The organism is Enterococcus sp. DIV0806c, assembly GCF_051710905.1.
GTDB classification, from domain to species: Bacteria; Bacillota; Bacilli; order Lactobacillales; family Enterococcaceae; genus Enterococcus_B; species Enterococcus_B mundtii.
In genome coordinates, this window is the sequence record NZ_JBIOLO010000001.1 from 2707868 (window position 1) to 2732539 (window position 24672).

The window sequence follows — 24672 nt, forward strand, 5'->3', positions numbered from 1 at the left end:
CATAGTAATTCGTGTGGTTTATTTTCTGTACACGTTTAATTTACGGTTTCTGATACACGATGTAAACACACCAAATTTCCAATTCAAGTGGCAATCATTAGTAAAGCGTTTTCCAAAATGATTGCCAACTCTTCTGGAAATTTTCAGTACTAGTGAAGCATTTCATTCTTATTCTTTCTATTGTATGATGGGGAAGAGCACGGAGGTGAAACAATTGTCAAAACTTGCTTATCAACGATTAGATGATCTATTGGAAGTATTAACTAGACAAACGGTGCCGCTACCAATGAAGGAGTTAACGAAAAACTTCTCGATTTCTGAACGAACGGTTCGGACAGACATTGCGAATTTGAATGATTTATTAACAAACGTGGGGGCCTCCATCAAGTTGATTCGAGGGCAAGGCTATTTGTTGTCCATTGGTTCAAAAGAGCAATTTCATGACTGGTGGGCAGAAAGTATGTCGACCTCAGAGTCTTTTCTAACCACCAGTGAAGAACGACAAACCTACCTACTTTTCCTATTATTCAAGAATGAAAACCCTTTATCTTTGGATGATTTTCTCGATCGGTTATTTATTAGTAAAAACACATTTTACTCATACTTAAAAACGGCCCGAGACAATTTAGCCACCTATCACTTAAAAATAGTAAATCGTCCAAATATTGGCTTTGAAGTCTTGGGTAACGAATTCGCCAAGCGTCAGGCTATCAGTGATCTGTTGATTGAAAAAGATCTACAAGAGTACTTGATCGGTTTTACAGAAATGGAACTTGAGTTGTTTGATACGATCAATCTAGTCCACTTACAAGAATTGGCATTAAATCATCTGGCATCCTTAGACTTGTTAGACTCTGACTACTATCATAAAAACATTCTTTCTCATTTTGCTTTAGCAATCAGCCGCTTTATAGCTGGCCATGAGATCAACGAATTTCCCTTGCACGTGCCTGCGCTCAAAAAAGACGCCCAGAAAGTAGTTGGTCATTTCTTAGAAGAAATCGATCATGCATTTGATATCCAATTGACTGCAGGAGAAAAACAATACTTTATTTACTATCTTGCAATGAATGCACCACGTTTAGTTGAAACTGGCGATGCAAACGATTCTTCCACAGAAACTGCTAAAGCTATCGTTGAAGAATTACTAACTGCGATCAAACAGACGTCAAACTATGCATTAGAGACAGATAAGATGCTAATAGAAGATTTGACTTCTCATATAGAAGGTTTTATCAATATGAATCTAATGGATGCACGCCGCAGCAATCCATTACTGGCAACGATCAAAAAATCTTTTCCACAGGCTTATGATTTATGTTTGACCCATTTAGAAACGGTAAGCATGAAACATGGTTTTTATTTTTCTTCTGATGAGATCGGTTATATTGCTTTGCACATCGCAGGTGCTATGGAAAGGAGTTCCATCAGAAATCATCATAAACATCGCGTCATCCTTGTTTGTGGAACCGGTCGAGCCATGAGCCGTATTATTGAAGCGAAAATCATCAAGCACTATCAAGAAACGATCGAAGTCGTTGATCGCTTTTCTTATGTTGAACTACAACAATGTGATCTTTCTGCAATTGATTTTGTAATCACAACCGTTCCATTAGAGCAGTTTTCTGTTCCTTCAATTTATATCAACATGGCACAACTAGACAAGGAAATCAGCAAAATCGAATCGTTCATTGAAACACTAAGCGAAGCAAAAAACGGCATCTATTCATTGTTTCAAGAAGCATTTTTTCTTCATGAAAATCATGCAGATAAAGAGACCCTGTTAGAGAAAATGGCACAGCAATTGTACCAAAAAGATTTTGTGCCAAAAGATTTTTATGACAGTGTGAAGAAACGAGAAGCAATCAATCAGACGAATATCAACGAGTGGTTAGCTATCCCCCATCCCATGACATTGATGGCGAAACGCTCGGTTGTTTCAGTGGCAATCATTCCAGATGGCGTTGATTGGGGAAATGGTGACTTGGTTAGATTTGTCTTTCTCTTTGCGATTCAAAAAAACGAATATGAAGAGACAGAAGAAATCTATAGTCTTTTATTAGAGTTGATGGATCGTGAAGATGTTCAACAAGCAATCTTGCAAAAAAGTGATTATCACCACTTTTTGAGTTGTATGAAACAATTATAGAAAACTGGGATCACTGCTAGTAGCTTTACACGTCTAAATCAATCAGATGACTGGAACAGTGTAAAATTTGGCACAATGATTTTATTAGCTAAAGCGGTTAATGTAACACTGGATGAATTCGTTAAATATTTACAGACAAAAAAAGAGTCTTCTGCCAATTAAATGGTTGAAGGCTCTTTCTCTGAAATCAACTCACTGGGTTTTCATGCTTGTAAAGCAATCATTTTTTTGATGGTATGGAGCACCGCATCTTCATCGTTCGACTTTGTCACAAATTGTGCAACTTCTTTGATTTGCTCAAAGGCATTGCTCATCGCAAAGCTGTAAGCTGCACGTTCTAATAATTCGACATCATTTAGACCATCGCCAAATGCCATGGTTTCTTCTGGTGTGACGTGGAGGATTCTTTGCAATTCTGCCACTGTTGTTCCTTTATGGACATTATGATTTGAGATATCGATCCAAGCGGCTTCTGAAGCAACGATATAGGCTTGTTTTTTAAATTTTTCCAATTGTTTGACATGTTCAAAACAGTTTTTTGCGGATCAAACACGGTGATTTTAAAAAAAATGACTTTACCGAAACAGTTTTTGTTTCAGTAAAGTCGATTTTTTTTTATTTATTTAGTTTTTCCAACTAGCAACTTTTTCTTGGTTCTTATCGATCCATTCTCTTGCTGCTTGTTGTGGGTCTTTGCCGCTGTTGATTTCCAACATAACTTCTTCCATGTCTTTTTCTGTCCAATTGAATTTGTCCAACACAGCATATGCTTCTGGTTGATCTTCTTTTAAGCCTTGGCGAACGATGGTGTGGATTTCTTCCGCATCTCCCATCGCATTTTTTGGATCTTCTAGATATTTCAAGTCATACTTCGCAAACATCCAGTGTGGCGTCCAACCAGTAAAGACGATTGGTTCTTGGTTTTTGATTGCTTGTCCTAATGCAACCGTCATCGCACCAGAAGAAGAGGTTTCAACTGTCCAACCCTCCAGATTTGGATATTGGGCAATCGTATTTTCTGCAGCATTCACCACACCTGCACCAGGTTCGATACCGGTGATTTTTTTGCCTGCTTCATCGGTTAGATCCGCAATCGAGTTAACATCCATGTATGCTGGAACAGCTAATCCGACTTTGGCACCTTTCAAGTTTGCACCTAGATCATCGACTTGATCTTTGTATTGTTCATATTGAGAACCATGAGTCTTAGGTAACCAAGCAGCCACCATTCCATCTGATTCTCCTTTTGCAACAGATTCCCACATGATCGAATTATCAAGAGGCGTCACTTTCACATCATAGCCCATCTCTTTTAAGACTTCTGCTACGACATTCGTTGAAGCAACTTCTGTATCCCATTCCACATAAGAAAGATTGATCGTGTTTGTTTCTTTTGTTGAAGAACTAAAACTTCCAACACCGATCGCACCTAATAAAACGACGACTACTGCACCAATGATCACTCCTTGGCGCTTTTTATTTTTTTGTTTCGCAGTACCTGCTGCTTTTTGATCATTTGGTTGATTCAAGTGTTGCGTAAAACGGTCAATGATAATGGCTAAGATCACTAATGCTACCCCATTGACAAAACCGTTTCCGACTTGTGCACGTTGTAAAGCAGAAAGGACACCACGACCTAAACCAGGCGCTCCGATCATTGAGGCAATCACGACCATTGAAAGAGAAAGCATAGTTGTCTGATTGATCCCTGCCATGATCGTTCCTTTTGCTAGTGGTAATTCAAGTTTCACTAGTTTTTGCCAACTCGTACTACCAAATGAATCAGAAGCTTCTACTAACTCTTTCGGTACTTGGCGAATACCTAGGTTCGTAAATCGAACCGTTGGTGGTAAGGCAAAAATCACTGAGGCAAACACCCCTGGAACCATTCCGATTCCGAAAAAGGCAACCGCTGGAATCAAATAAACAAAACCAGGCATTGTTTGCATAAAGTCAAGGATCGGTTTAATGATTCCTTGCGCTTTATCATTTTTTGCCATGAGAATACCAAGAGGTACACCAATGATGATCGAGATCACACTAGATAGTAAAACCAATGTGACAGTATTCATCAAATCTGTCCATAACCCTTGATTATAAATGAACCATAAGCCAATCAACGTAAATAATGTCAATCCGGGACGTTTTTTTGAAATAAAGAACGCTGCAACTGCCATTAAAAGAATAAATAGTGGTGCTGGTATCACTAATAAAAGATTCGTGATAGCTGTCATCACTGCTTGACCAATCGTTTGAAGGAATGAGAACAGTCCTGCGAACGTTGTTGTCAACCAATCAGTGATCGTTTCGACCCAGTCAGCGACGGGTACTTGATAGTTCAATAGATTATTCATGTTCGCTCACCTCACTTGTTGCTGCTAATGCTTCGATTACGCTACCTCGGATAATAACACCTTTTAATTTCCCATTATCAACCACGGCTAATGGCGTCGGCGAATCATAAATAATATTGAAGATATCACTAACTAACATATCTTTACCGATCACTGTAACATTTTCATCAAGGAAATCGATCAATGGACGTTTTTGACGTCTTGCTTCTAATGCTTGATCTGCTGTGATGATCCCTTTTAAGTTACGTTTTCTATCAACAGCCATCAACATGCTGACTTCTTCATTACGCATACGTGTCAATGCAACGTTTGGACCATCTGATTCAATGTTTGTTGTTAGTGCAGGAACCATGATGTTTTGCGCCGTCAAGACTTTCGAGCGATCGACTTCTTCCACGAATTCTCTCACATAATCATTGGCTGGATTGGTCAATATTTCTTCCCCAGTACCGATTTGCATGATTTCTCCGTCTTTCATCAACGCAATGCGATCCCCGATACGCAAGGCCTCATTTAAATCATGTGTGATGAAGATGATCGTTTTTTGCACATTGGATTGTAGTTCCAATAATTCATCTTGCATTTCACGACGAATCAATGGATCAAGCGCTGAGAAAGCTTCATCCATCAATAGGATCTCTGGATCATTTGCCAATGCTCGGGCTAACCCTACACGTTGTTGCATCCCACCAGATAATTGACTAGGATATTGATCTTTAAAGGATAACAAGCTTGAGTTCTCTAACGCTTTTTCTGCTTTTGCTTGACGTTCTTCTTTAGGAACACCGCGAACTTCAAGTCCGTATTCTGTATTTTCTAAAATCGTACGATGTGGGAAGAGACCAAAGTTTTGGAACACCATGTTGATTTTGTGACGACGAACTTCACGAAGTTCTTCTTTGCTAAGTGTTGAGATGTCTTCTCCATCAATCAAGATATTGCCAGATGTTGGTTCAATCAAACGATTTAACAGACGGATCAAGGTTGATTTCCCACTCCCCGAAAGTCCCATGATCACGAAGATCTCACCTTCTTGTACATCAAAACTCGCTTCATATACACCGACAGTTGCGCCGGTTTTTTGTAAAATCTCTGTTTTCGATTGGTGCTTTTTCATCATTTCCAAAGCAGTTTGTGTTCGTTTACCAAATATTTTCGTTAAGTTTTTGACTTCTACTTTTACCAAACAAATTCTCCTTTGTATGTAAATTCATTTTTCTTTCTGAAAAAAGTGACCACACTACGATAACACCATGTAGTCACTTTGTCAAAATTCAAGTATCTGTATTCTTAGGGAAACTACACAAAAAATTGGCCAATCCCTTATCAGTATAGGGATTGACCAAAATTAGAATTAAATGAGATTTTTCTTATCCGCTCGTTCACTGCCCATCTGGATAAAAAAAGTTCGTCATTCGTTGCAGCGTATACTCGTTCCCAATGAAGTGGACGGTATCGCCCGCTGAGAATTTAGCATATGGGCCAGGAGAGACCAACAGCTCTTGATCGTGGGAAATAGCAATCACTGTTGCACCAGTTGCTTGCCAGATATTCAATTCGCTGATGGATTGGTTTAAGTGAGCCGCTTCCTCTGTCAAAGCAAGTTCAAAAGGCAGAAGTGGGTTCATCTTATGTATTCGTTTCGTTTGACTAACAAGTTGGTCCAATAGTTGCGAAAAATGATTCAACTCTTCTTGTTGTTTTTTCACGCTTTCCATGATTTCTGCTTTTGTTTCTTGGATCGATTGCACATCTTGGTATTGTAAAAGGAAATCCTTTGCTTTTTCTTTAGATGCTACAAACGCACCACTGCCATGACGGACTTCCATGATCCCCAGATCGACCAAAACATTGATTGCTTTACGAGTCGTCTCTGGAGAAGCGTTATATGTGCTTGCTAAAGTGGATCTTGCATGGATCTTCTCGCCGATTTGATAACGATTTTCTACGATTCGTTCAGCCAAGTCAACGGCGATCTGTTGATAGCGTGGGCGAACCAGTTTGGTTTTTTCACTCATTTTATTCTTCCTCTTTCATCTACTTGTCAGCTAACATCTTACTATGGACGCTTCAAAGAAGCAAAAGTAAACTGGTTTTATTTTTTTCTTCTATACAAGAAATCCGGTAGTTGTCAGTTGATTTTTCCAAACTAAACAGTTCGTATCACACACTTTGAGAATAAAGCGACAACCACGAAAATCAAAAAATTTTCGTGGTTGTCTTTTTGTTTCTTACGCTAAAAAACAAACTTCATTTAACTTGTAAATTTTTTCAAATAGTCAGTACTTACATCAAAATGACGGGCAGGAAATTCTGGGAAATACAGATCACTTGCCCACTGCCATGCTGCTGTATCTGTATGCAAAGGATTTTTATCAGAAGGATCATACGGCCACTGTGCAACCCAACAATTTTCTTTTCCTAGACGTGTCATATCTAGCTTGTTTTCGGTAAACCAAGAAGCACTCGAATAGTGGATGACGTTTTGATAGCCTCCCTGTTGGATCTCTTTTTGGAAAATCAACGCATTATCTGTCACTTTGTCCAAGTTCATCTTTGGATTTTCACTATCGTTGACAACCACAGTTGATGATGGCAGGTTCAACTCTTTCATATAATCCAATAAAAACTGGGCTTCCCCTTTTGTATCAGCTTCTTCATTGAACCACGCATAATGATAGACACTTACTTTTAGACCTGCTGCAACGGCTGAAGCAATCTGTTCAGGAGCAAGCGGATTTTTATACGAGTATCCTTCAGTCAATTTCACGACTACACCCTTAATGCCATAGTTTTTCATCGTTTGAAACTCTTCACTCAATATCTTGCCATTATTAGAAGATATGTCAATAAAATCTTTAGCTGGTCTTCCTGATTCGGCAGCGGAGATTCCTGAATCGTCTGTCAGACTTCGAGTGAGTGACTCTGAGAATTGGCTGCTGCTACCTAACTCATGTTGATTTTTTTCAGTAATCATAGGCTTGATTGGAATCGAAGTTGCCTGTGCTGTTCCTCCAACGTAAACTAGTAAAGTAAAACAAATAACACCTACCCATTTGATCATTGTACGCATCTTGGATCGCTTCCTTTTATTGAATTTTCAAAGCATCAACAAGACGTCCTGTTGGCTCCATTTAACCAAAAATCAAGAAATAAAAAAACAGATAACATGACAATTAACTAATTTTTAAACATAACATTGTTATTAAAAAATAAAAATATTGTTAGTTCAATTTTTACAATATTTATCATCTTACTACTATATATAGTAAGTACTCTTTTGACTTTTGCTATTTTGATTCGAGTTTCTCTTTTCGATGATCCCTAGACTCTTCATGATCATTTTTCATTTTGTGAAAAAATTTCTATCTCTAAAATGTATAAATACCTTTTTCTTCTGGTTTTGATCTACAATTATTTCTCTTCTTCTTTCCATCTTTTTGCATACCTTTTTCGTTTGTGATTTTTCGATCGAACATTCATTTATTGGCAAGCAAAGGTTAAAAAAATATTTTTTAACGGAGTTTTCCACAAGCATTTCTGTATTAATACAAGCGAATCTGCACGAGATACTTGTTTTCATTGTTTTTCAAAAACCACAAAACATAGTATTCCACAATTTCCACAACACAAGATGTAGTGTTTGTTGATTGACTTTTTTACTAATAGATTTATACTATTGATTATAGAGAAAACACATGGGCAAGGAGGCAAATAATAATGAACGTAAAAATCTTTTCAAAAAATAATTGTATGCAATGTAAAATGGTGAAACGCTTTTTAGCTGAAAATAAAATCGACTTTGAAGAAGTAAATATCGATGAACAACCTGAAGCAATCTCATGGTTAAAAGACCAAGGATTCCAAAGTGTTCCGGTCATCACTTCTGACGCAGCGACTGTCATTGGTTTTAGACCAGATCAACTACGTCACTTAGCTAGCTAAGAATCATTCAAACAGTTGTCAAATAGATCGAGGATTTACTTGATCCTCTGCCACCATGGATTTGATGGACTTACGGATATTCTCCGTAACCTCCCCAAATCCTTTTTTACAGCAATGAACACCACTATATCTTGTGGTCAAACATGTATCATCAAAATCAAAAAGAAGGTTGGGCGTATGTATGAGTCTTAAAAATCTAAAAGATGTCAGCTACTTTAAGCTGAATAATGAAATCAATCGACCAGTCAACGGGCAAATCCCTTTAAATAAAGATAAAGAAGCTTTAGCTGCTTTTTTTGAAGAAAATGTCAAACCAAATACGATGATGTTTCCAACAGTGATCGACAAAATCCAGTATTTGATCGATAACCAATATTTAGAAGCAGAGTTCATTCAATTATATAGTAGTGAATTTATTGAAAAACTTTATCAATTCCTATTCGAACAAAACTTTACATTTAAATCATTCATGGCAGCCTATAAGTTCTACTCTCAATATGCGTTAAAAACAAATGATGGTTCTGCCTACTTGGAATCTTATGAAGATCGTGTCGCATTCAATGCGTTGTACTTTGCGAATGGCGACGAAGAACTAGCCTTAGCTTTAGCTGATGAAATGATCCACCAACGTTATCAACCAGCAACCCCTTCATTTTTGAATGCTGGACGTAAACGTCGCGGTGAACTTGTTTCTTGTTTCTTGACTCAAGTAACGGATGATATGAATTCGATCGGTCGTTCGATCAACTCTGCCTTACAACTTTCACGAATCGGTGGCGGTGTTGGGATCACTCTTTCTAACCTACGTGAAGCCGGAGCGCCGATCAAAGGATACGAAGGTGCAGCTAGCGGTGTTGTTCCAGTCATGAAATTGTTTGAAGATAGCTTTAGTTATTCGAACCAATTAGGACAACGTCAAGGTGCGGGTGTCGTTTATTTAAACGTCTTCCACCCAGACATCATGATGTTCCTTTCAGCAAAAAAAGAAAATGCAGATGAAAAGATTCGCGTGAAGACTTTATCACTTGGTGTGATCGTCCCAGATAAATTCTATGAATTAGCACGTAAAAATCAAGAAATGTATCTATTCAGTCCTTATAGTGTGGAAAAAGAATATGGTGTGCCATTTTCTTACGTAGATATCACTGCGGAATATGACAACTTGGTAGCAAATCCAAATATCCGTAAACAAAAAATCAAAGCCCGTGATTTAGAAAACGAGATCTCTAAATTACAACAAGAGTCTGGTTATCCGTATATCATCAATATTGATACAGCAAATCGTGAAAATCCTGTAGACGGTAAAATCATCATGAGTAACTTATGTTCTGAGATTTTACAAGTACAGACACCTTCTGTCATCAATGGCAAGCAAGAATATGAAGAGTTAGGGACAGACATCTCATGTAACTTAGGTTCTACAAATATCGTCAATTTGATGGATAGCCCTGACTTTGGTCGCTCTGTCCGCACGATGACTCGTGCATTGACGTATATCACAGATGCTTCAGATATTGACGTGGTTCCACCGATCCAAAACGGGAACAAATTGAATCATACGATCGGACTTGGTGCTATGGGACTTCATACTTATTTTGCCAAAGAGCAAATGGAATATGGTTCCGAAGAATCAATTGATTTTACCAATGTTTATTTCATGTTGTTGAATTACTGGACACTTGTTGAAAGTAACAATATCGCACGTGAGAGAAAACAAGTCTTCCATAATTTTGAAAAATCAGCTTATGCAGATGGCACTTATTTTGATAAATATGTCACTGGCGAATTCCAACCAAAATCTGAACGAGTTGCTGCTTTGTTTGATGGTATCTTTATTCCGACTGCCCAAGACTGGGAAAACTTGAAGCAAGCAATCATGAAAGATGGTTTGTACCACCAAAATCGTTTAGCTGTAGCCCCTAATGGTTCTATTTCTTATATCAACGATACGAGTGCAAGTATCCATCCGATCACTCGTATGATCGAAGAACGCCAAGAAAAGAAAATTGGGAAAATCTATTACCCAGCGCCTTATTTATCAAATGAAACAATCCCGTATTACACTTCTGCTTATGATATGGATATGCGTAAAGTGATCGATATTTATGCCACAGCACAAAAACATGTGGATCAAGGAATGAGTATGACGTTGTTTATGCGTTCAGAAATCCCAGAAGGTTTGTACGAATGGAAAGAAACGACAAAACAATCCACACGTGATCTAAATATTCTAAGACACTATGCTTTCCACAAAGGAATCAAATCGATTTATTATGTACGTACGTTTACAGACGATGCAGAAGAAATCGGCAGCAACCAATGTGAAAGCTGTGTGATCTAATTTCACTTAGTGATAGAACCGTTACTGGATTTTAATAAAGGAGCATTCTCATGTCAGAAACTTATTATGCAGCGATAAACTGGAATGAAATTGAAGATATCATTGATAAATCGACTTGGGAGAAATTAACTGAGCAATTTTGGTTAGACACACGTATCCCTTTGTCAAATGATTTAGACGACTGGCGTACGCTTTCCCAATTAGAAAAAGATACAGTTGGTCACGTATTTGGTGGATTGACTTTACTTGATACCGTCCAATCAGAAAGCGGGATGGATCAATTACGTAAAGATGTCCGCACGCCCCATGAAGAAGCGGTATTGAACAATATCCAATTCATGGAGTCTGTCCATGCGAAAAGTTACTCTTCGATCTTCAGTACATTGAATACGAAAAAAGAAATCGAAGAAATCTTTGAATGGACGAATACCAATCCTTATTTACAGAAAAAAGCTGAGCGTATCAATGAGATCTACAAAAACGGTACGCCGTTAGAGAAAAAAATTGCGAGTGTCTTTTTAGAAACCTTCTTATTTTACTCAGGATTCTATACACCACTTTATTATTTAGGAAATAATAAATTAGCCAACGTGGCAGAGATCATCAAGTTGATCATTCGTGACGAATCTGTCCATGGCACGTATATTGGCTATAAATTCCAACTAGGTTACAACGAATTACCTGAAGAAGAACAAGAAACATTGAAAGACTGGATGTATAATTTGTTATATGAATTATACGAAAACGAAGAGCGCTACACAGAAGAATTATATGATCCAATCGGTTGGACGGAAGAAGTCAAAACATTCTTGCGCTACAATGCAAATAAAGCATTGATGAATCTAGGAATGGACCCACTATTCCCTGATACAGCAAACGATGTCAACCCAATCGTGATGAATGGGATCTCTACTGGTACAAGTAACCACGATTTCTTCTCTCAAGTCGGAAACGGCTACCTATTAGGTAACGTGGAAGCGATGAAAGATGAAGATTACTTGATTGGTTTAGACTAAACGAAAAAGAGCTTGGATATTGCATCCTCGCTCTTTTTTTGTTTCTCTTTAACCAACTGACAACCTTAGTTCTTCCTATTTTTTATCTAAATAAAGATGTGCTGGATACGTCATATATTCGACAGGTTGCAATTGATCGATCGTGACATAGCCTGCATTGGAATTGATCACTGTCGGTATCCGGTTGATCAACGTAGCGCACGTATGCTTTGGTGTATCTGGTTTGGTTACTTCAAATTGCATACTTGGCGTTCCTTCGATCGACCAAGTACATAGATCTCCTTCACCTGTCTGATAGACTTTTCCAGTACAACCGACTTCCACAACTGGTCCTTGTACCGTTTCGATCGTTGCAACGGCAGACATCCCAATTGCTTCGCCTGCCTTGATTGTCCGCCCCATGGTTTTTGACGGAATATCTTTATCTAAAATGATTGGAACGTTTTTTTGAGAAATGCGTTTGATCGACCAATCCATTTTGGCACAGATTGCTTCAGCGGTCATCCAAGAATAGGAAGGCAAATCGGTTGCATTGGCAATTTCTTTGTCAAATCTTTCTTGATCATAGCCCACACCATGCGCTTCCGCTAACGCTTTTCCATAGTGTTCGACATCATAACTAACTTCCCCACTGATTTTTTGTACATCATTCACGCCAGCAGCCAGCAGCGTTGGAAACAACACCCAGTAAATATCTTGCATTCCTGTTCCTGAAATCGTCACGTTGTTGGCTTTTGCGATTTTATCTAAACGATTGGTTTCTGCAACCGAAGTCGTCCAAGGATACAAAGCTTCTTCACCGATCGTTAAAACATTGACTCCATAGGTCAAGGGTATCTCTAAACTCGGCATGAAATCTTTGATATAACTAGCAATCGTGACTAAAGCGACATCTGCATCACAGTTTTGAAATACTTCATGAGGATCGCTGGAGATTTTAATACCTAAGGCTTGTTCATAGCCTAAATATAAGCCTAGATCTTGACCGATTGCCTCTGGACGATTGTCTACAGCTCCAACGATTTCAATATCTTTTGCCAAGGCATATTTGATAATCTCTTTCGACATTTTTCCACAGCCGACTTGGACCATACGAATTTTTTTAGTCATTTTATTCCCTCACTTTTTTTAAAGATTTTTAAACAAGCTCACGAACATCAACTACTGTTCGCTCAAACACCTCACCTACTTCAGGACAGGTCAGTCTTCCTTTATACGTACTGATACCTGGAATGATTTCTGGATAGGTTTGGATCACGTCAGTCAGTGATTGAGAGGCTAATCCTTTGATATATCTCATCGTGACATTCGTTAAAGCTAACGTAGACGTTTGAGGAACTAAACCTGGCATATTCGCAACCGAGTAGTGGATCACTCCATGTTTAACGAAAGTCGGTTCTTCATGGGTGGTTGGCTGGCTCGTTTCAAAACAGCCCCCTTGGTCAATCGCAATATCCACCAAGATCGTTCCTTCTTTCATCTGCTTCACTAATTCTTCTGTGATAAGATGTGGGGCTTTTTTACCTGGTAATAAGACTGAACCAATCACGATATCACTAGTCAATGCCATTTTCTCAATATTCGCTGGGCTTGAGTAGAGCGTTTTTACTTGTCCATTGAACATCTCTGACAATTCACGTAAGCGGTCGACATTGATATCTAAGATCGTCACATCTGCCCCTAATCCGTGCAAGTAATGCGCGGCACTCACTCCGGCGATCCCACCACCTAAAATAGTTGCCTGAACTGGTAAAACACCGGTTACACCTGAAATCAATTTTCCACTTTGCTTCGCTAAAATCTCCGCACCCAATAGACCGCCTAAACGGCCAGCGACTTCACTCATTGGCGCGAGTAATGGAAATGCTCCGTTTTTCGTAACCATTTCATAGGCAATTGCGGTTGTCCCAGACTTGATCAACGCTTCGGTCAATTCAAGATTTGCGGCTAGATGCAAGTACGTAAATAAAATCAAGTCTTTTCTAAAATATTGATATTCCGATGCTAGTGGTTCTTTGACTTTCACGACGATTTCTGCCGACCAGACTGTCTCTGGATCAGCTTTGATTTGAGCGCCAGCTTCACGGTATTGACTATCTGTAAAGCCTGACCCTTCCCCTGCACGTTCTTCCACATAAACGGTATGACCAGCTGTAACTAACTCTTTGACTCCTGCAGGTGTCACGCCTACACGTTTCTCTGAATTTTTGATTTCTTTTGGTACACCAATGATTGTCATATTATATCCTCCTTTGAATTATTGTTGCTTTTGCCACTCCTCAAAGCCCATATGAATCGCATCGAATAGTTGATCTGCGTTTTCCTTTGAAAAGGTCAACGATGGTGAAATGATAATCGTTTGTAATTCATCACGGAGCAAGACGCCTGCATTGATGGCATAATCAGCAACTGCTTGCACATTTTTTGCTGTTTGTTCCACATCATATTTCCCTGTATTCTCAAAATCGATAGCGATCATCAAGCCTTTTCCACGAACATCACTAATGCAGTCATATTTTCCTTCAATACCTTTTAGACGTTCCAATAAATATGCACCGACTTCACGAGCATTTTCAACTAAGTTTTCTTCTTCCACAATACGTAAAGCTTCTAATGCTGCCACACAGCCGAGCGGGTGTCCACCGTAAGTATGCCCATGGATAATGACATTAGCTCCATTGGTCGCTGATTCGATGCCTTCAACAATGCGTTTGTTAAAAACAGTTGCCCCTAGTGGAACATACCCAGAAGATAATCCTTTTGCTAGAACCATGGCATCTGGTTTGATGGCCCAGCCACGACTACCAAAAAGATATCCTGAACGGCCAAAACCTGTCACAACTTCATCTGCAATCAATAAAATATCATAAGTATCACAAACTTCCCTTAAAGCTGGCCAATAAGAAGTTGGTGGAACGATGATACCGCCAGCACCTTGGATCGGCTCAGCAATAAATGCAGCAATATGATCTGCGCCAATCTGTTCAATCGTTTCAACTAGTTCAGCGATACAGAGTTTTGTCAATTCTTCTGGATCTTGGCAATTCCATTTATTTTTCTTCAAATGTGGAGAAGAAACACGTACACAATCTTGTAAACCTGGACCAATAAATTCCCGATAGATGGGGTTACCACCTATCGACGTTCCACCATAATGCATCCCATGATAGGCTTTTTCCAATGACAGAAATACTTTCTTTGTCGGTTTACCTACTGCTTGCCAGTATTGTCTTGTTATTTTCAACGCAGTATCTACTGAATCACTTCCTCCAGAAGTAAAGAATACTTTCGCCATCTCTTCTTCTTGCGTCATTTGAATGATTTTTTCTGCCAAGTCATATGCCTTGGGATGGGCAATATTCGTAAACAATTGATAGTAAGATAATTTTTCCATTTGATCAGAAATTGCTCGGTTCATTTCAGGGCGATTATGACCAACGTTCATACACCATAATCCACCGACACCATCGAGTAATTTTCTCCCTGTATCATCATAGATAAAATTCCCATCTCCACGTTCGATAACGATTGTTTCTTCTTCACTTGCTCGGGTATCCGTCATCGGATGCCAAAAATACTTTTTCTTGCGATTATTCATATTATTCTCTCCTTTATCTGTTTTCCTGTTTACATGTTAAGACTAAAGGGTAGAACTACTCTAAGGTCAATCTTTTTTTATTATTTTAATAAAATCGCTTACATTGAAAAAAGTAAAAAATCACTTATATAGAAGAAAAAATACTTTTGTAATTTTATTTGTAAAGCATATTGACCTTAGAACGATTCTAACCTCTAGGATGTAATTGAGGAGGATTGGTAAACATGCACAGCTGATTCAAATAAACAAATTAAAACATTCACAAGAATTGAGGAGGAAAATTTAAATGTCACTATCAGAAACAATGAGCAATGTCATCAACATGGAAATTATCAGTGCGATCACTTCCACACTGTTTATTATATTATTAGGTTACTTTTTAAGAAAGCACGAGATTTTCTCATCAGATGTCGGAAAGACATTGTCTAAGGTCGTCTTAACTGTCGCAATTCCTGCATTAGCTTTTAATTCGTTTATGCAGGACTTGAATGATGAAGTATTGAATCAAGGAATCAACATTTTGATTCTTGGGATATTGGTCCACGTTTTCTTGATTTTTCTAAGTAAATTCTTCTTTTTTAGATATGCACCAAATAAAGAAGACACATTGCGTGTACTCTCTATTTTCGGGTCAACAACATTTTTCGGTATTCCTGTTGTCGGTGCAGTCTTTGGTGCAGAAGGGATTTTGTACGCATCGATATTTAATATCGGTTACCGTATCTTCTTATACTCTTATGCTTATTTAAAAATGAGTGGATTGAAAATGGCACGCAAGAATATTAGAGAAATGATCTTGAACCCAATCGTATTGGCAACTTTTATCGGATTATTTATTTGGCTCTTCCAAGATAGCTTACCTCAAATTGCTCAGTCTAGTTCTGAATCTGTTGCTTTTTTAAGAATCGATCAGACGTTGCCATGGCTATTTAAACCTTTGACGTTCCTCTCTAGTTTAGCCTCCCCACTCGCTTGGTTGGCAATCGGGATCACATTAGGCGATCTGCCATTCGGAAAAACCCTCAGCAGTCACACCTCTTGGTACTATTCATTCATCAAAGTCATTGTCTTCCCACTTGTGATTTTACTTTCAATTTTACTGTTGAACGCAATGAATATTTTACCAGTGAACGCAGTTGGTCTAAGTACGATAATCATTATGATGGCTACTCCGGCTGCAACAGTTGCGGTTGCTTATGCCATCAACTTTGAAAAAGAAGCAGTACTTGCCTCTAACGCCTCTTTGCTTTCTACACTCTTCTCGATCGTGTTGATCCCTATCTGGATCATCGTCTTAAACTTGCTTGGAAATTAACCCACATTATATAATTAATTAACGAAAGGAAACTATACTATGAAAAATTTAAATGTTGTATGTTATGGTGTTCGTCCTGCTGAAAGATCTCTCTTTCAGCAGTTGAATATCCACGGATTCAATTTGAATCTCGTAGAAGATTTATTGAATGAGACAAACTATACAGAAGCAAAAGGAATGGATGCCGTCATTCTTAGAGGTAACTGTTTAGCAAATCGCATAAATATCGAACGTTTTGCCCAATTTGGGATCAAGTTCCTACTCACACGTACAGTTGGGACAAATCATATTGATTTAATGGCAGCTCACGATCATGGAATGCAAGTCGCGTATGTACCATTTTATTCACCAAATGCAATCGCTGAATTATCTGTTACTTTAGCAATGATGCTTTTACGTAGAACAACTCATACAACGAATAAAACAGCTTCTTATAATTTTACGATTGATCGCTTTATGTTCAGTAAAGAAGTCCGAAACTGTACAGTTGGAATCGTTGGCGTGGGGAACATCGGACTAACAGAAGCAAAACTTTTCAAAGGATTAGGCGCAACGGTGATTGGGAATGATCTATATCCAAGTGAAGAAGCAAAAGCAGCCATCGAATTTAAGTCTCTTGATGACTTACTGGCAGAAAGTGATATCGTCAGTATCCATATTCCTTATATCCCCGGTAAAAATGAACGTTTCATTAATAAAGATTTTATCGAAAAAATGAAGGATGATGCGATTTTGATTAACACTGCTAGAGGAGAATTACAGGATAATCAAGCAATTCTTGATGCGTTGACGAGCAAAAAACTATCTGGATTTGGTACAGATGTCTTGCCTAATGAAGCGCTGATTTTCAACAAAAATTTTGATGAAGATCCGTTATTGATCGATGCAACAGCTAAGGCGCTGATCGATATGTATCCGCGAGTGATCGTTACACCACATATTGGTTCGAATACCGATGAAGCAGTATCAAATATGATCGAAACAAGTTTTGACAATCTCTATAAAATGTTCAATCAATTGGACTGTGCCAACATGCTTTCTAGTTAGGCTGGAGCATTGACAGCAAAGAACTAGCGATCCGATATTGGGACAGAAGTGTTTCCCCTCAACAAATAAGGCGACAACCATGAAAATTGCTCTTCCAATTTTTGTGGTAGTTGCCTTATTTTAAAAGAGACTACTTGATTCCCGCCGTTGACTCATTTCTATAATCACAGACAAAAGTGAATCTTACGTTTGTTTTAACTACTTTCCTTTCGATCATCACAAAAAATAGTAAGACAGAATCCCCAGAAAATCAAAGAATACTTTCTGGGGGTCCTGCCTTATTTTTCAAAGCTGAAAACTTCTGTCAAACCTCAATTATTTTTTTACTCGTGTATTTTTCCCTTTGCTGTTAATGCAATAGAGTCATACATATGAGTAGTTGGCTCGTTGATCAAAGTTGCTAGGTATTTCCCTACAGTTTGTCGGCTGATTTCACCAATGAGACTTTTTCCGTTTCTATTCTCGATACGAATATCCTCAATGATCTCTTTATCGGTTAACCAATTGGGGCGGATGATGGTAAAGTCTAGATGACTGTTCTCAATCAAATCTGCTGCAATACGCTGATCCCCTAAATAAGTATCAGGATCGCGATAGTCGCCCAACTCTGCAATTGCTTCTTCGTCATTGAAGTCAACTTCACCGTAGATCCCAAGTGTTGCCATCCAATATACGCGTTTGATCTTATTCTGGTTCATGGCCTCGATCACATGTTTAGCTAAAGGCACCATGTTGTAAGGACCTAAGCAAGAATAGACGATATCAATGCCTTTCATTGCATGAACCAAATCATCTAGATTCGTCGCATCACCAATGATACTTCGCTCCTTATCAAAGACTTTATCCGGATTTCTTAAAAATAAAGTTACATTCACCGTAGGATCATTTTTTAAAAATTCATAGCTATATCTAGCAATTGGTGCTGATGCACCAAGGATCAATACGTTCTTTTTCAATCTATTTCCACCTCTAATTTTGATTTTTTACTTGTACAACGCTCCTCCTTTGATAAGATGAGTAAAGTATAAGGCTTAGAACGACTCTAACCGCAAGTATTTATTCGCATCTTTTATTACAATTAGTATGATTCTCAAAAAAGCATCTATTCCAGAAAGGGTTTTAGTTATATGAAAAATACGCAAAAAATAAAAAAATTATTAACTGCCTCCATCATTGCAGGAACCGTTTATGGTCTTTTAGCGCTACTTACGGGATTGATGATCAATTACAATGTCCTCTTGCTTGATGGTGTCTATACGATGGTCGGTGCGCTGATGTCTCTGATCGCATTATATATTGCTAAGTTTATCCAGACACAAGATTTTGAACGTTTTCCATTTGGAAAGGAATCACTGATGCCCTTGGTTGTTTTTATCCAATACAGTGTCATCCTATTGATTTCTTCCTATGGCCTGATTGAGTCTTTTTTCAGTTTGCTTTATGCAGATACCTATGTTGATTTGGCGATTGGCTTGCCCTTTTCTTTGTTTGGGACACTCTTTTGTTTTGTCTTTTATCTTTATTTGAAAAAAAATCCGATCAATCATTCCTTTTATAAGGTGGAGCTGGAACAATGGCGCTTCGGTTTTCTATTCAGTTTAGGAGTCGTGGTCTCGATCATCGTCTCTGGTTTACTAGCAAGAACGCCATATCTTGCCATCGCACAACTGATTGACCCAGTGATTTCTATTGGAATTACCATTTTTTATATTTATCTATCGGTGACTGAAATCAAAAATGCCACATTAGAACTTACTTATGCACCCCCCAAATATGAATTACGTGAAAAAATATTGTTAGTAGTTGATAAGCTCTTGCAAAATGTCGCCATCGAAACCTATGTCTTACGAATCGCAAAAGTAGGGGATCAAGTCATTCTTGAACTAGATATCGTGATTTTACCCGATAGTGAACTAGATAGTATCCGCGCGCAAGATCATCTAAGAGATAAACTCAACCGCAAAGTAACTGAAGGTTTCTCTGACTATTCTTTATGGTTGAATATCAACTTTATTGGTGATCTCAAGTGGGCTTGAGGGCATAAATTATTTATAAAAACAGAAGCTCCTCCAATACGAAAACGATTGGGAAGCTTCTGTTTTTTTCAATTGATCTGTGTTTAATTATGACCTAGAAAGGTAGATCTATTTGACAACAATCTCTTTGCTTTCAAATTGACCGAAATCAATGGTAAACGTATTGGTTTGACTATCATAGACAATACCCTCACTCGTAGACGCCACGTCAGTAAAATCACTTGGTAAACTAAGTGTTACTGGTTCAGTTTGTTGCGTTGGATTGGCAATTGTATAAACTGTTTGTTCTGCCTTCGTTTGTTTTAGTAAAGAAATTGGTTTATTCGTTTTGATTCCTACCAGTTCTCCGCCTTGTTCTTGCCAAAAATTGATGCCTAAATAACCAGATATTTTCACTTCGACTGCTTGGATTTCTTTGGTATTTTGCAAAATCGCAACTGGCTGTTTTGCTGCATAATCTGCTAATTCCGATTGAGTCTTGCCGGGCAACATCACATAAGCATATTCTGCATCTTTTGGTTGCTGTCCATGATTGATTGAGAAGGTGCGGTAGTCACCTGTATATGGTGTATCACTAGGAAATGCTTCATTGATTTCTCGATAAGTCCCTGTGCGTGTCTCACTGATCACCTCGACTGTTTCCTTCTGTGGGAAATAATAACCGATTGACGCATGTTGATGATCTGATTCTAGCAATAACCAAGAGGTCTCCTTCGTTTGTTGTGACTGATCAATCATTCCTGTATCCGAAAGTACTTGATACGTATACGAATCATTTAATAAACGATTATCGACAATTGTTTCGATTGAGGCAGTTGTATCTCCTGTAATACCAGCACCTAAGGCAATGATTTGCCCATCCAATGTAAACCATGACTTCTTCCCTTGTACATTCATCGGTAAAGTCGTTCCATTATTCTTTGTTCCTTCTTTGTTAAGAGCCATCCCTACTACACCTTGATCTCCAGCAGCGGCACCGCCTACCCATGTTTCATTTGAAGTCACTGTAGTAAATGATGAAACTTCATCTGCTAAAGGAACTGTATCAATGGTCGTACCAGGTAAACGATAAGGATCGACTGTTGGCCAATAACTCGGACCAAATTGGACTTGGTCATCATTGTAAAGATAAATCATCCCATCAGACGTATGCCAGCCTCGTTGATTTTCCAGATTTCCTGCTTCAAATGAAGAGATTCGCTTCGAATACATGCTTAATCCTAAATGGTAATTCTCTGTTCGTTGGACAAATCGATCCATTGCATGATACATCTTTGTTCCGATGAATGGTAGTTGATCGCCCATGATCGTTGTATTAGCCAATAGCTCCGTTGTCATCATCAAATCATTGTAATCTCTCGTATTTGTCAAATAATAGTCAGGATTAGACAGCATCCAATATTTTACTGCTTCTTGCAAAGCTTTTTGCTGTGTTTCAGGTGCAAATTTCGCCACGATCATTAAATTGTACATCGTTGTTGATCCGTAACCCGTTTTTGTCGCAGCGGGCGTTCGAGAAATGGAGCGTCCATTGACTAAAGGCAACATTTCACCTTGATACACTAATGGGATAAATGCCGATTGTACGTTATCAACAAAGGACTTTATTTGATCAGCTGTCAACGTATAGCGAGACTCTTTGACGATCGATAAAATTTGGCCTACGCCTTTGACTAGTACATTCCCATAAGAGCCTGTATAAGGGATCGTTTCATGCTGGATAAATGAACCATCTTGATAAAATCCATCGCCATGGGTCACCAATTTAAAGACATCTGTGATACTCTCAACTGCTTGTGTCACTTTCGCTGGATCATTTTGTAAGAGCCCTAGTCCTAAGACAGTTTGCGCTAAATCTGTGCGATTCGCACCAGTCGTTGAAAAATTTGGTATAAAATCAAGCGCGACAAAAGTTCCTTGTGATTTTGTGTAGAGTTGTTTAAATGGATCGGGTACATATTTACTCAACACAGTCGTATACTCTTGAAGTTTCTCCTCTGGCACGTCTTCATCCAGTACCATCAAAATCGCCACAAATTTTTGAGCTACTCCGATTTGCCAATCCCACCAATTGCCATGATACTTTGTTCCATCATAGCCTTTTTTTGTGATCATAAAATCTAACCCACTTTGAATCGCTTGACTGATGACTTCATCTTGATAAAAACTTGTCCCATTCGTTCCGTATGCTAACGCTAGTTTTTGCAACTTTGTAAATTGCGTGGTTAAATCTGCCGAAGCGGTATTTCCAGATTCTAATGGCCATAGATAAGTGCGGTCAGGATCTTGATTCATTGTCTCGTAAAGTTTTTCTGCTTCGTTAGAAAGAGCGTTTACATAATTGGCAATCGCTGGATTAGCTAAATCGGTCGTTGTTGACACAAGTTGATCTTTCCAGTTTTCTTTCATTGTTTGAAATTCTTCTGTCGGTTCTTCCACTTGTAGACTATTGACCGCTCCACTACGCATGGAATAAATCGTTAATTTACTCTCATTCCCAAATAACCGAATCCCTGAATAACCTGACCAGTCCCCATTGATCGTTGTCCCATCAGAATAAAGAACTTCTTGATTTTCATACAACAAACGGTCGTTCAAATATGCTTGGAACGATGTTCCTTCATATCTTAGTAACAATTTATAGGTTTGTCCTGAAATCAGTGTAGGGCCTTTGATGGCTGTCAACCATTTCCCCCCAGGCTGCCCCAATTGCCATTCACCATCGCGCATATAGGCAAACGATTGCCAGTTCGATGTCATCTGATCGTTTCCTCGAAAAACTAGTCCAAAATTGGTCTGTCCCTCATATAGAAACGTGTATTCTAGATCACCTGAGCTGCGGACACCTGCATCTAATAATAACGACACAGACTCAAATTGTTGATTGACTTTCTGGTTTGCGATCTGTAACCCATTCTCGTTGGTATATTTATCTGCTTTTCCAACAATGTCTTGCCAAGTACCCAAATGCTGCGAAAAATCTGACTCATAGTTTCCTGATGTCGTATTTTTTTGCATGTCAGTCTGTGTTCCTTCTGCACCTACTTGTTGACTGTACCCTAACCCAATACCAACGAATAAACTACACCCTAATGTCACCACTAATTTTGTTGACCAACGCTTCATTTTGTTCTCCTTTTTGATTATAGATATTTTTTGAACTAAAAAAATCTGCAAGAAAGGCGCATTCTTATTTCGAACGATTCTTTCTTGCAGATCGGATCACGACCTTGCGATCACTTCATTCATTTTTTATGAATCATTTAAGCTAAGATCCCGGCAGCACTTAATGCAATCGAAAGAATCAAAATGATCCAGATCACGCGAGTTGAATTCAATTTCTTCTGACCTAACATCCAGTAAGTCAATAAGACTAATAAAACCGGTACTAATGAAGGTAAGATCGCATCTAATGTATCTTGAACAACTAACTCCACCCCATTTTGTTTGTAAACGAAAGGAACCGTTGCTTTGATAACTGACGGAATCAAGGCACCAATAACTGTGATCCCTAAAACAGTTGCTGCGTTGGTGAATGCTGTTAGTTTATTTTTCAGAGTCGTAACTAATTTAACTCCTTGCTTATAGCCAAGTGGTAATAATGCTGCTCGTCCAAAAAGTAAAGCGATATTGGCAATGATCCAGATCACACAGCCAACGACTGATCCGCTTTGTGCTAATGTACCCGCGATTGAACCAAAAATCGTTCCCCAGATGACATGGAATAATGAATCGCCTACCCCTGCCAATGAACCCATCAACGCTGTTTTCAACGCGACGATCGTATCTTTTGCTTTGTAACCATCTTCTTCTTCAATTGCCACATCGATCCCCATGATCAAGTTCCCAAAAATCGCATTCGTATTGAAAAATTGATTGTGGGTATTCATCATATCTTGTAATTGTGATTTGTCTTCCCCATAGAATTTTTTCAGTACAGGTAAAATACCATAGAGATAACCGGTACTCATCATACGCTCATAGTTCCAATTCAATTGGCTACCAAGGATATAGCGCCAACTGATGACATTCAATTCTTTTTTCGTTAACTTTTGATTACTCATCGCCATCAAAACCTCCTTCAAGTGTTCCAGTGGTTGTCACTGTTTGAGCAGTTGCTTCTTTTTCGTTATCTCGTTTGAATACTAACAATGCAGCAATAACACCAACGATTGAAATCCCAAGCATTGGTACTTGTAGATATGCTGATAAGAAGAAACCTAAAAGTAAGTAAGGAATATACTGTTTTGCTGGTAAATAATGTAAAAGGATGGCCACACCGACAACTGGTAGTACGCCACCTGCTGTACGTAATCCATTCATCAACCATTCAGGTGTATTTTCTGTGATTGTTGAGACTGCCGCATCTCCGACTAGTAACATCAATAAGATCGGGATTGCTCGAGAAAGCCCCCATAGGAATGAACCAGATAATACTAACCGTGGGATACTGTTGATACGCATATCTTCAATCGCACGATCTACACGGTGTAGCAAAAAGACATTACAGAAGCGAGCAACGACATCAAGCTGTAGCATCAGTAAGGATACTGGTACAGCTAGACCGATCCCATATTCCGCGCCTTTACCAGAAATGACAGCAAACGCCGTTCCTAATACAGCGCCAGTAAAGAAGTCGGGTACAGATGCGCCCCCAAAAGCCGCAATCCCTAAACGCATCAATTGAAGGGTTCCCCCTACCATCAAGCCAGTTTCTAAATCTCCCATGATCATCCCGGAGATCATTCCCGCAATGGCTGGTTGTGTCAACGTATTTGAAATAAGTGAATCATTGATTGCAATAAAAGCATAAACTGTAATAAGAATAATTTGATACATGGCTAAATGTTGCATGATTATTTCCTCCTAAA

18 protein-coding genes and 1 pseudogene are annotated in these 24672 nt (G+C 38.7%); 7 read left to right on the forward strand and 12 right to left on the reverse strand.

All coding sequences use genetic code 11. From position 1 onward, the window contains the following. The first annotated feature begins 214 nt into the window (after positions 1-214). The gene (locus IGK77_RS12610; RefSeq protein ID WP_074799375.1) at positions 215-2149 is read left to right on the forward strand and encodes a BglG family transcription antiterminator; all 1935 of its coding nucleotides are present in this window, start codon (positions 215-217) and stop codon (positions 2147-2149) included. A gap of 203 nt (positions 2150-2352) precedes the next feature. Here the strand turns inward: IGK77_RS12610 and IGK77_RS12615 are convergent. The 5 genes and pseudogenes from IGK77_RS12615 to IGK77_RS12635 form a co-directional block, all read right to left on the reverse strand. After that, positions 2353-2717: pseudogene (locus IGK77_RS12615) on the reverse strand (HAD hydrolase family protein); the annotation flags it as partial. 55 nt (positions 2718-2772) lie between these two features. Next, positions 2773-4503 carry an ABC transporter permease/substrate binding protein gene (locus tag IGK77_RS12620; protein WP_071866430.1) on the reverse strand — a complete coding sequence of 577 codons (1731 nt, stop codon included), beginning with the start codon at positions 4501-4503 and terminating at the stop codon, positions 2773-2775. Next, positions 4496-5689 (reverse strand): quaternary amine ABC transporter ATP-binding protein, encoded by a 1194-nt coding sequence (locus IGK77_RS12625; protein ID WP_019723090.1) that lies wholly within the window; start codon positions 5687-5689, stop codon positions 4496-4498. Before IGK77_RS12625 ends, IGK77_RS12620 begins: the two co-directional genes overlap by 8 nt. A 196-nt stretch (positions 5690-5885) precedes the next feature. Then, the gene (locus IGK77_RS12630; protein ID WP_010734320.1) at positions 5886-6521 is read right to left on the reverse strand and encodes a GntR family transcriptional regulator; all 636 of its coding nucleotides are present in this window, start codon (positions 6519-6521) and stop codon (positions 5886-5888) included. A 236-nt stretch (positions 6522-6757) separates the two neighbouring features. Next, positions 6758-7576 (reverse strand): GH25 family lysozyme, encoded by an 819-nt coding sequence (locus tag IGK77_RS12635; protein ID WP_074799373.1) that lies wholly within the window; start codon positions 7574-7576, stop codon positions 6758-6760. A gap of 647 nt (positions 7577-8223) precedes the next feature. Between IGK77_RS12635 and nrdH the strand changes: the two genes are divergently transcribed. The 3 genes from nrdH to nrdF all read left to right on the forward strand — a co-directional run bounded on the left by nrdH (position 8224) and on the right by nrdF (position 11805). After that, a complete protein-coding gene (gene nrdH, locus IGK77_RS12640) occupies positions 8224-8448 on the forward strand; it encodes a glutaredoxin-like protein NrdH (protein ID WP_010734318.1) in 225 nt (74 codons plus the stop codon). Between the two features lie 181 nt (positions 8449-8629). Beyond that, positions 8630-10789 (forward strand): class 1b ribonucleoside-diphosphate reductase subunit alpha, encoded by a 2160-nt coding sequence (gene nrdE, locus IGK77_RS12645; RefSeq protein ID WP_071866432.1) that lies wholly within the window; start codon positions 8630-8632, stop codon positions 10787-10789. Positions 10790-10839: 50 nt separating this feature from the next. Next, the gene (nrdF, locus tag IGK77_RS12650; protein ID WP_010734316.1) at positions 10840-11805 is read left to right on the forward strand and encodes a class 1b ribonucleoside-diphosphate reductase subunit beta; all 966 of its coding nucleotides are present in this window, start codon (positions 10840-10842) and stop codon (positions 11803-11805) included. A gap of 75 nt (positions 11806-11880) precedes the next feature. Here nrdF and IGK77_RS12655 read toward each other — a convergent pair whose 3' ends face one another. From IGK77_RS12655 to IGK77_RS12665, 3 genes are read right to left on the reverse strand one after another with little or no spacing between them, the layout of a single operon-like run. Further along, the gene (locus IGK77_RS12655; RefSeq protein WP_074799372.1) at positions 11881-12915 is read right to left on the reverse strand and encodes an NAD(P)H-dependent amine dehydrogenase family protein; all 1035 of its coding nucleotides are present in this window, start codon (positions 12913-12915) and stop codon (positions 11881-11883) included. Between the two features lie 28 nt (positions 12916-12943). Continuing rightward, complete coding sequence (gene ald / locus IGK77_RS12660; RefSeq protein WP_074799371.1) at positions 12944-14044, reverse strand: alanine dehydrogenase; 1101 nt, start codon at positions 14042-14044, stop codon at positions 12944-12946. An 18-nt stretch (positions 14045-14062) separates the two neighbouring features. After that, a complete protein-coding gene (locus tag IGK77_RS12665) occupies positions 14063-15403 on the reverse strand; it encodes an aminotransferase class III-fold pyridoxal phosphate-dependent enzyme (RefSeq protein WP_074799370.1) in 1341 nt (446 codons plus the stop codon). A gap of 286 nt (positions 15404-15689) precedes the next feature. Between IGK77_RS12665 and IGK77_RS12670 the strand changes: the two genes are divergently transcribed. Next, a complete protein-coding gene (locus IGK77_RS12670) occupies positions 15690-16718 on the forward strand; it encodes an AEC family transporter (protein ID WP_074799369.1) in 1029 nt (342 codons plus the stop codon). Positions 16719-16757: 39 nt separating this feature from the next. Then, complete coding sequence (locus IGK77_RS12675) at positions 16758-17765, forward strand: NAD(P)-dependent oxidoreductase (protein ID WP_071866437.1); 1008 nt, start codon at positions 16758-16760, stop codon at positions 17763-17765. Positions 17766-18088: 323 nt separating this feature from the next. Here the strand turns inward: IGK77_RS12675 and IGK77_RS12680 are convergent, their stop codons facing one another. After that, positions 18089-18721 carry an NAD(P)H-binding protein gene (locus tag IGK77_RS12680; protein WP_074799368.1) on the reverse strand — a complete coding sequence of 211 codons (633 nt, stop codon included), beginning with the start codon at positions 18719-18721 and terminating at the stop codon, positions 18089-18091. A gap of 171 nt (positions 18722-18892) precedes the next feature. Here IGK77_RS12680 and IGK77_RS12685 point away from each other — a divergent pair, with 171 nt between their 5' ends. Further along, on the forward strand, positions 18893-19801 hold the full coding sequence (locus IGK77_RS12685) for a cation transporter (protein ID WP_074799367.1): 909 nt from the start codon (positions 18893-18895) through the stop codon (positions 19799-19801). Between the two features lie 108 nt (positions 19802-19909). On the opposite strand, the gene IGK77_RS12690 is transcribed toward IGK77_RS12685, so the two are convergent. From IGK77_RS12690 to IGK77_RS12700, 3 genes are all read right to left on the reverse strand, one after another. After that, the gene (locus tag IGK77_RS12690; RefSeq protein ID WP_074799366.1) at positions 19910-22927 is read right to left on the reverse strand and encodes a polysaccharide lyase 8 family protein; all 3018 of its coding nucleotides are present in this window, start codon (positions 22925-22927) and stop codon (positions 19910-19912) included. A 137-nt stretch (positions 22928-23064) separates the two neighbouring features. Further along, complete coding sequence (locus IGK77_RS12695; RefSeq protein WP_029593929.1) at positions 23065-23865, reverse strand: PTS system mannose/fructose/sorbose family transporter subunit IID; 801 nt, start codon at positions 23863-23865, stop codon at positions 23065-23067. Next, positions 23858-24655 (reverse strand): PTS mannose/fructose/sorbose/N-acetylgalactosamine transporter subunit IIC, encoded by a 798-nt coding sequence (locus IGK77_RS12700; protein ID WP_010734299.1) that lies wholly within the window; start codon positions 24653-24655, stop codon positions 23858-23860. Before IGK77_RS12700 ends, IGK77_RS12695 begins: the two co-directional genes overlap by 8 nt. Positions 24656-24672: the final 17 nt, after the last annotated feature.

What these genes read in the sequence shown, in the direction of transcription:
- IGK77_RS12695 (WP_029593929.1), bottom strand. Translation starts at nt 23,865, where the DNA reads ATGAGTAATCAAAAGTTAACGAAAAAAGAATTGAATGTCATCAGTTGG.
- IGK77_RS12665 (WP_074799370.1), bottom strand. Translation starts at nt 15,403, where the DNA reads ATGAATAATCGCAAGAAAAAGTATTTTTGGCATCCGATGACGGATACC.
- IGK77_RS12635 (WP_074799373.1), bottom strand. Translation starts at nt 7,576, where the DNA reads ATGCGTACAATGATCAAATGGGTAGGTGTTATTTGTTTTACTTTACTA.
- IGK77_RS12670 (WP_074799369.1), top strand. Translation starts at nt 15,690, where the DNA reads ATGTCACTATCAGAAACAATGAGCAATGTCATCAACATGGAAATTATC.
- nrdE (WP_071866432.1), top strand. Translation starts at nt 8,630, where the DNA reads ATGAGTCTTAAAAATCTAAAAGATGTCAGCTACTTTAAGCTGAATAAT.
- IGK77_RS12655 (WP_074799372.1), bottom strand. Translation starts at nt 12,915, where the DNA reads ATGACTAAAAAAATTCGTATGGTCCAAGTCGGCTGTGGAAAAATGTCG.
- IGK77_RS12675 (WP_071866437.1), top strand. Translation starts at nt 16,758, where the DNA reads ATGAAAAATTTAAATGTTGTATGTTATGGTGTTCGTCCTGCTGAAAGA.
- ald (WP_074799371.1), bottom strand. Translation starts at nt 14,044, where the DNA reads ATGACAATCATTGGTGTACCAAAAGAAATCAAAAATTCAGAGAAACGT.
- IGK77_RS12620 (WP_071866430.1), bottom strand. Translation starts at nt 4,503, where the DNA reads ATGAATAATCTATTGAACTATCAAGTACCCGTCGCTGACTGGGTCGAA.
- IGK77_RS12630 (WP_010734320.1), bottom strand. Translation starts at nt 6,521, where the DNA reads ATGAGTGAAAAAACCAAACTGGTTCGCCCACGCTATCAACAGATCGCC.
- IGK77_RS12685 (WP_074799367.1), top strand. Translation starts at nt 18,893, where the DNA reads ATGAAAAATACGCAAAAAATAAAAAAATTATTAACTGCCTCCATCATT.
- IGK77_RS12690 (WP_074799366.1), bottom strand. Translation starts at nt 22,927, where the DNA reads ATGAAGCGTTGGTCAACAAAATTAGTGGTGACATTAGGGTGTAGTTTA.
- nrdH (WP_010734318.1), top strand. Translation starts at nt 8,224, where the DNA reads ATGAACGTAAAAATCTTTTCAAAAAATAATTGTATGCAATGTAAAATG.
- nrdF (WP_010734316.1), top strand. Translation starts at nt 10,840, where the DNA reads ATGTCAGAAACTTATTATGCAGCGATAAACTGGAATGAAATTGAAGAT.
- IGK77_RS12700 (WP_010734299.1), bottom strand. Translation starts at nt 24,655, where the DNA reads ATGCAACATTTAGCCATGTATCAAATTATTCTTATTACAGTTTATGCT.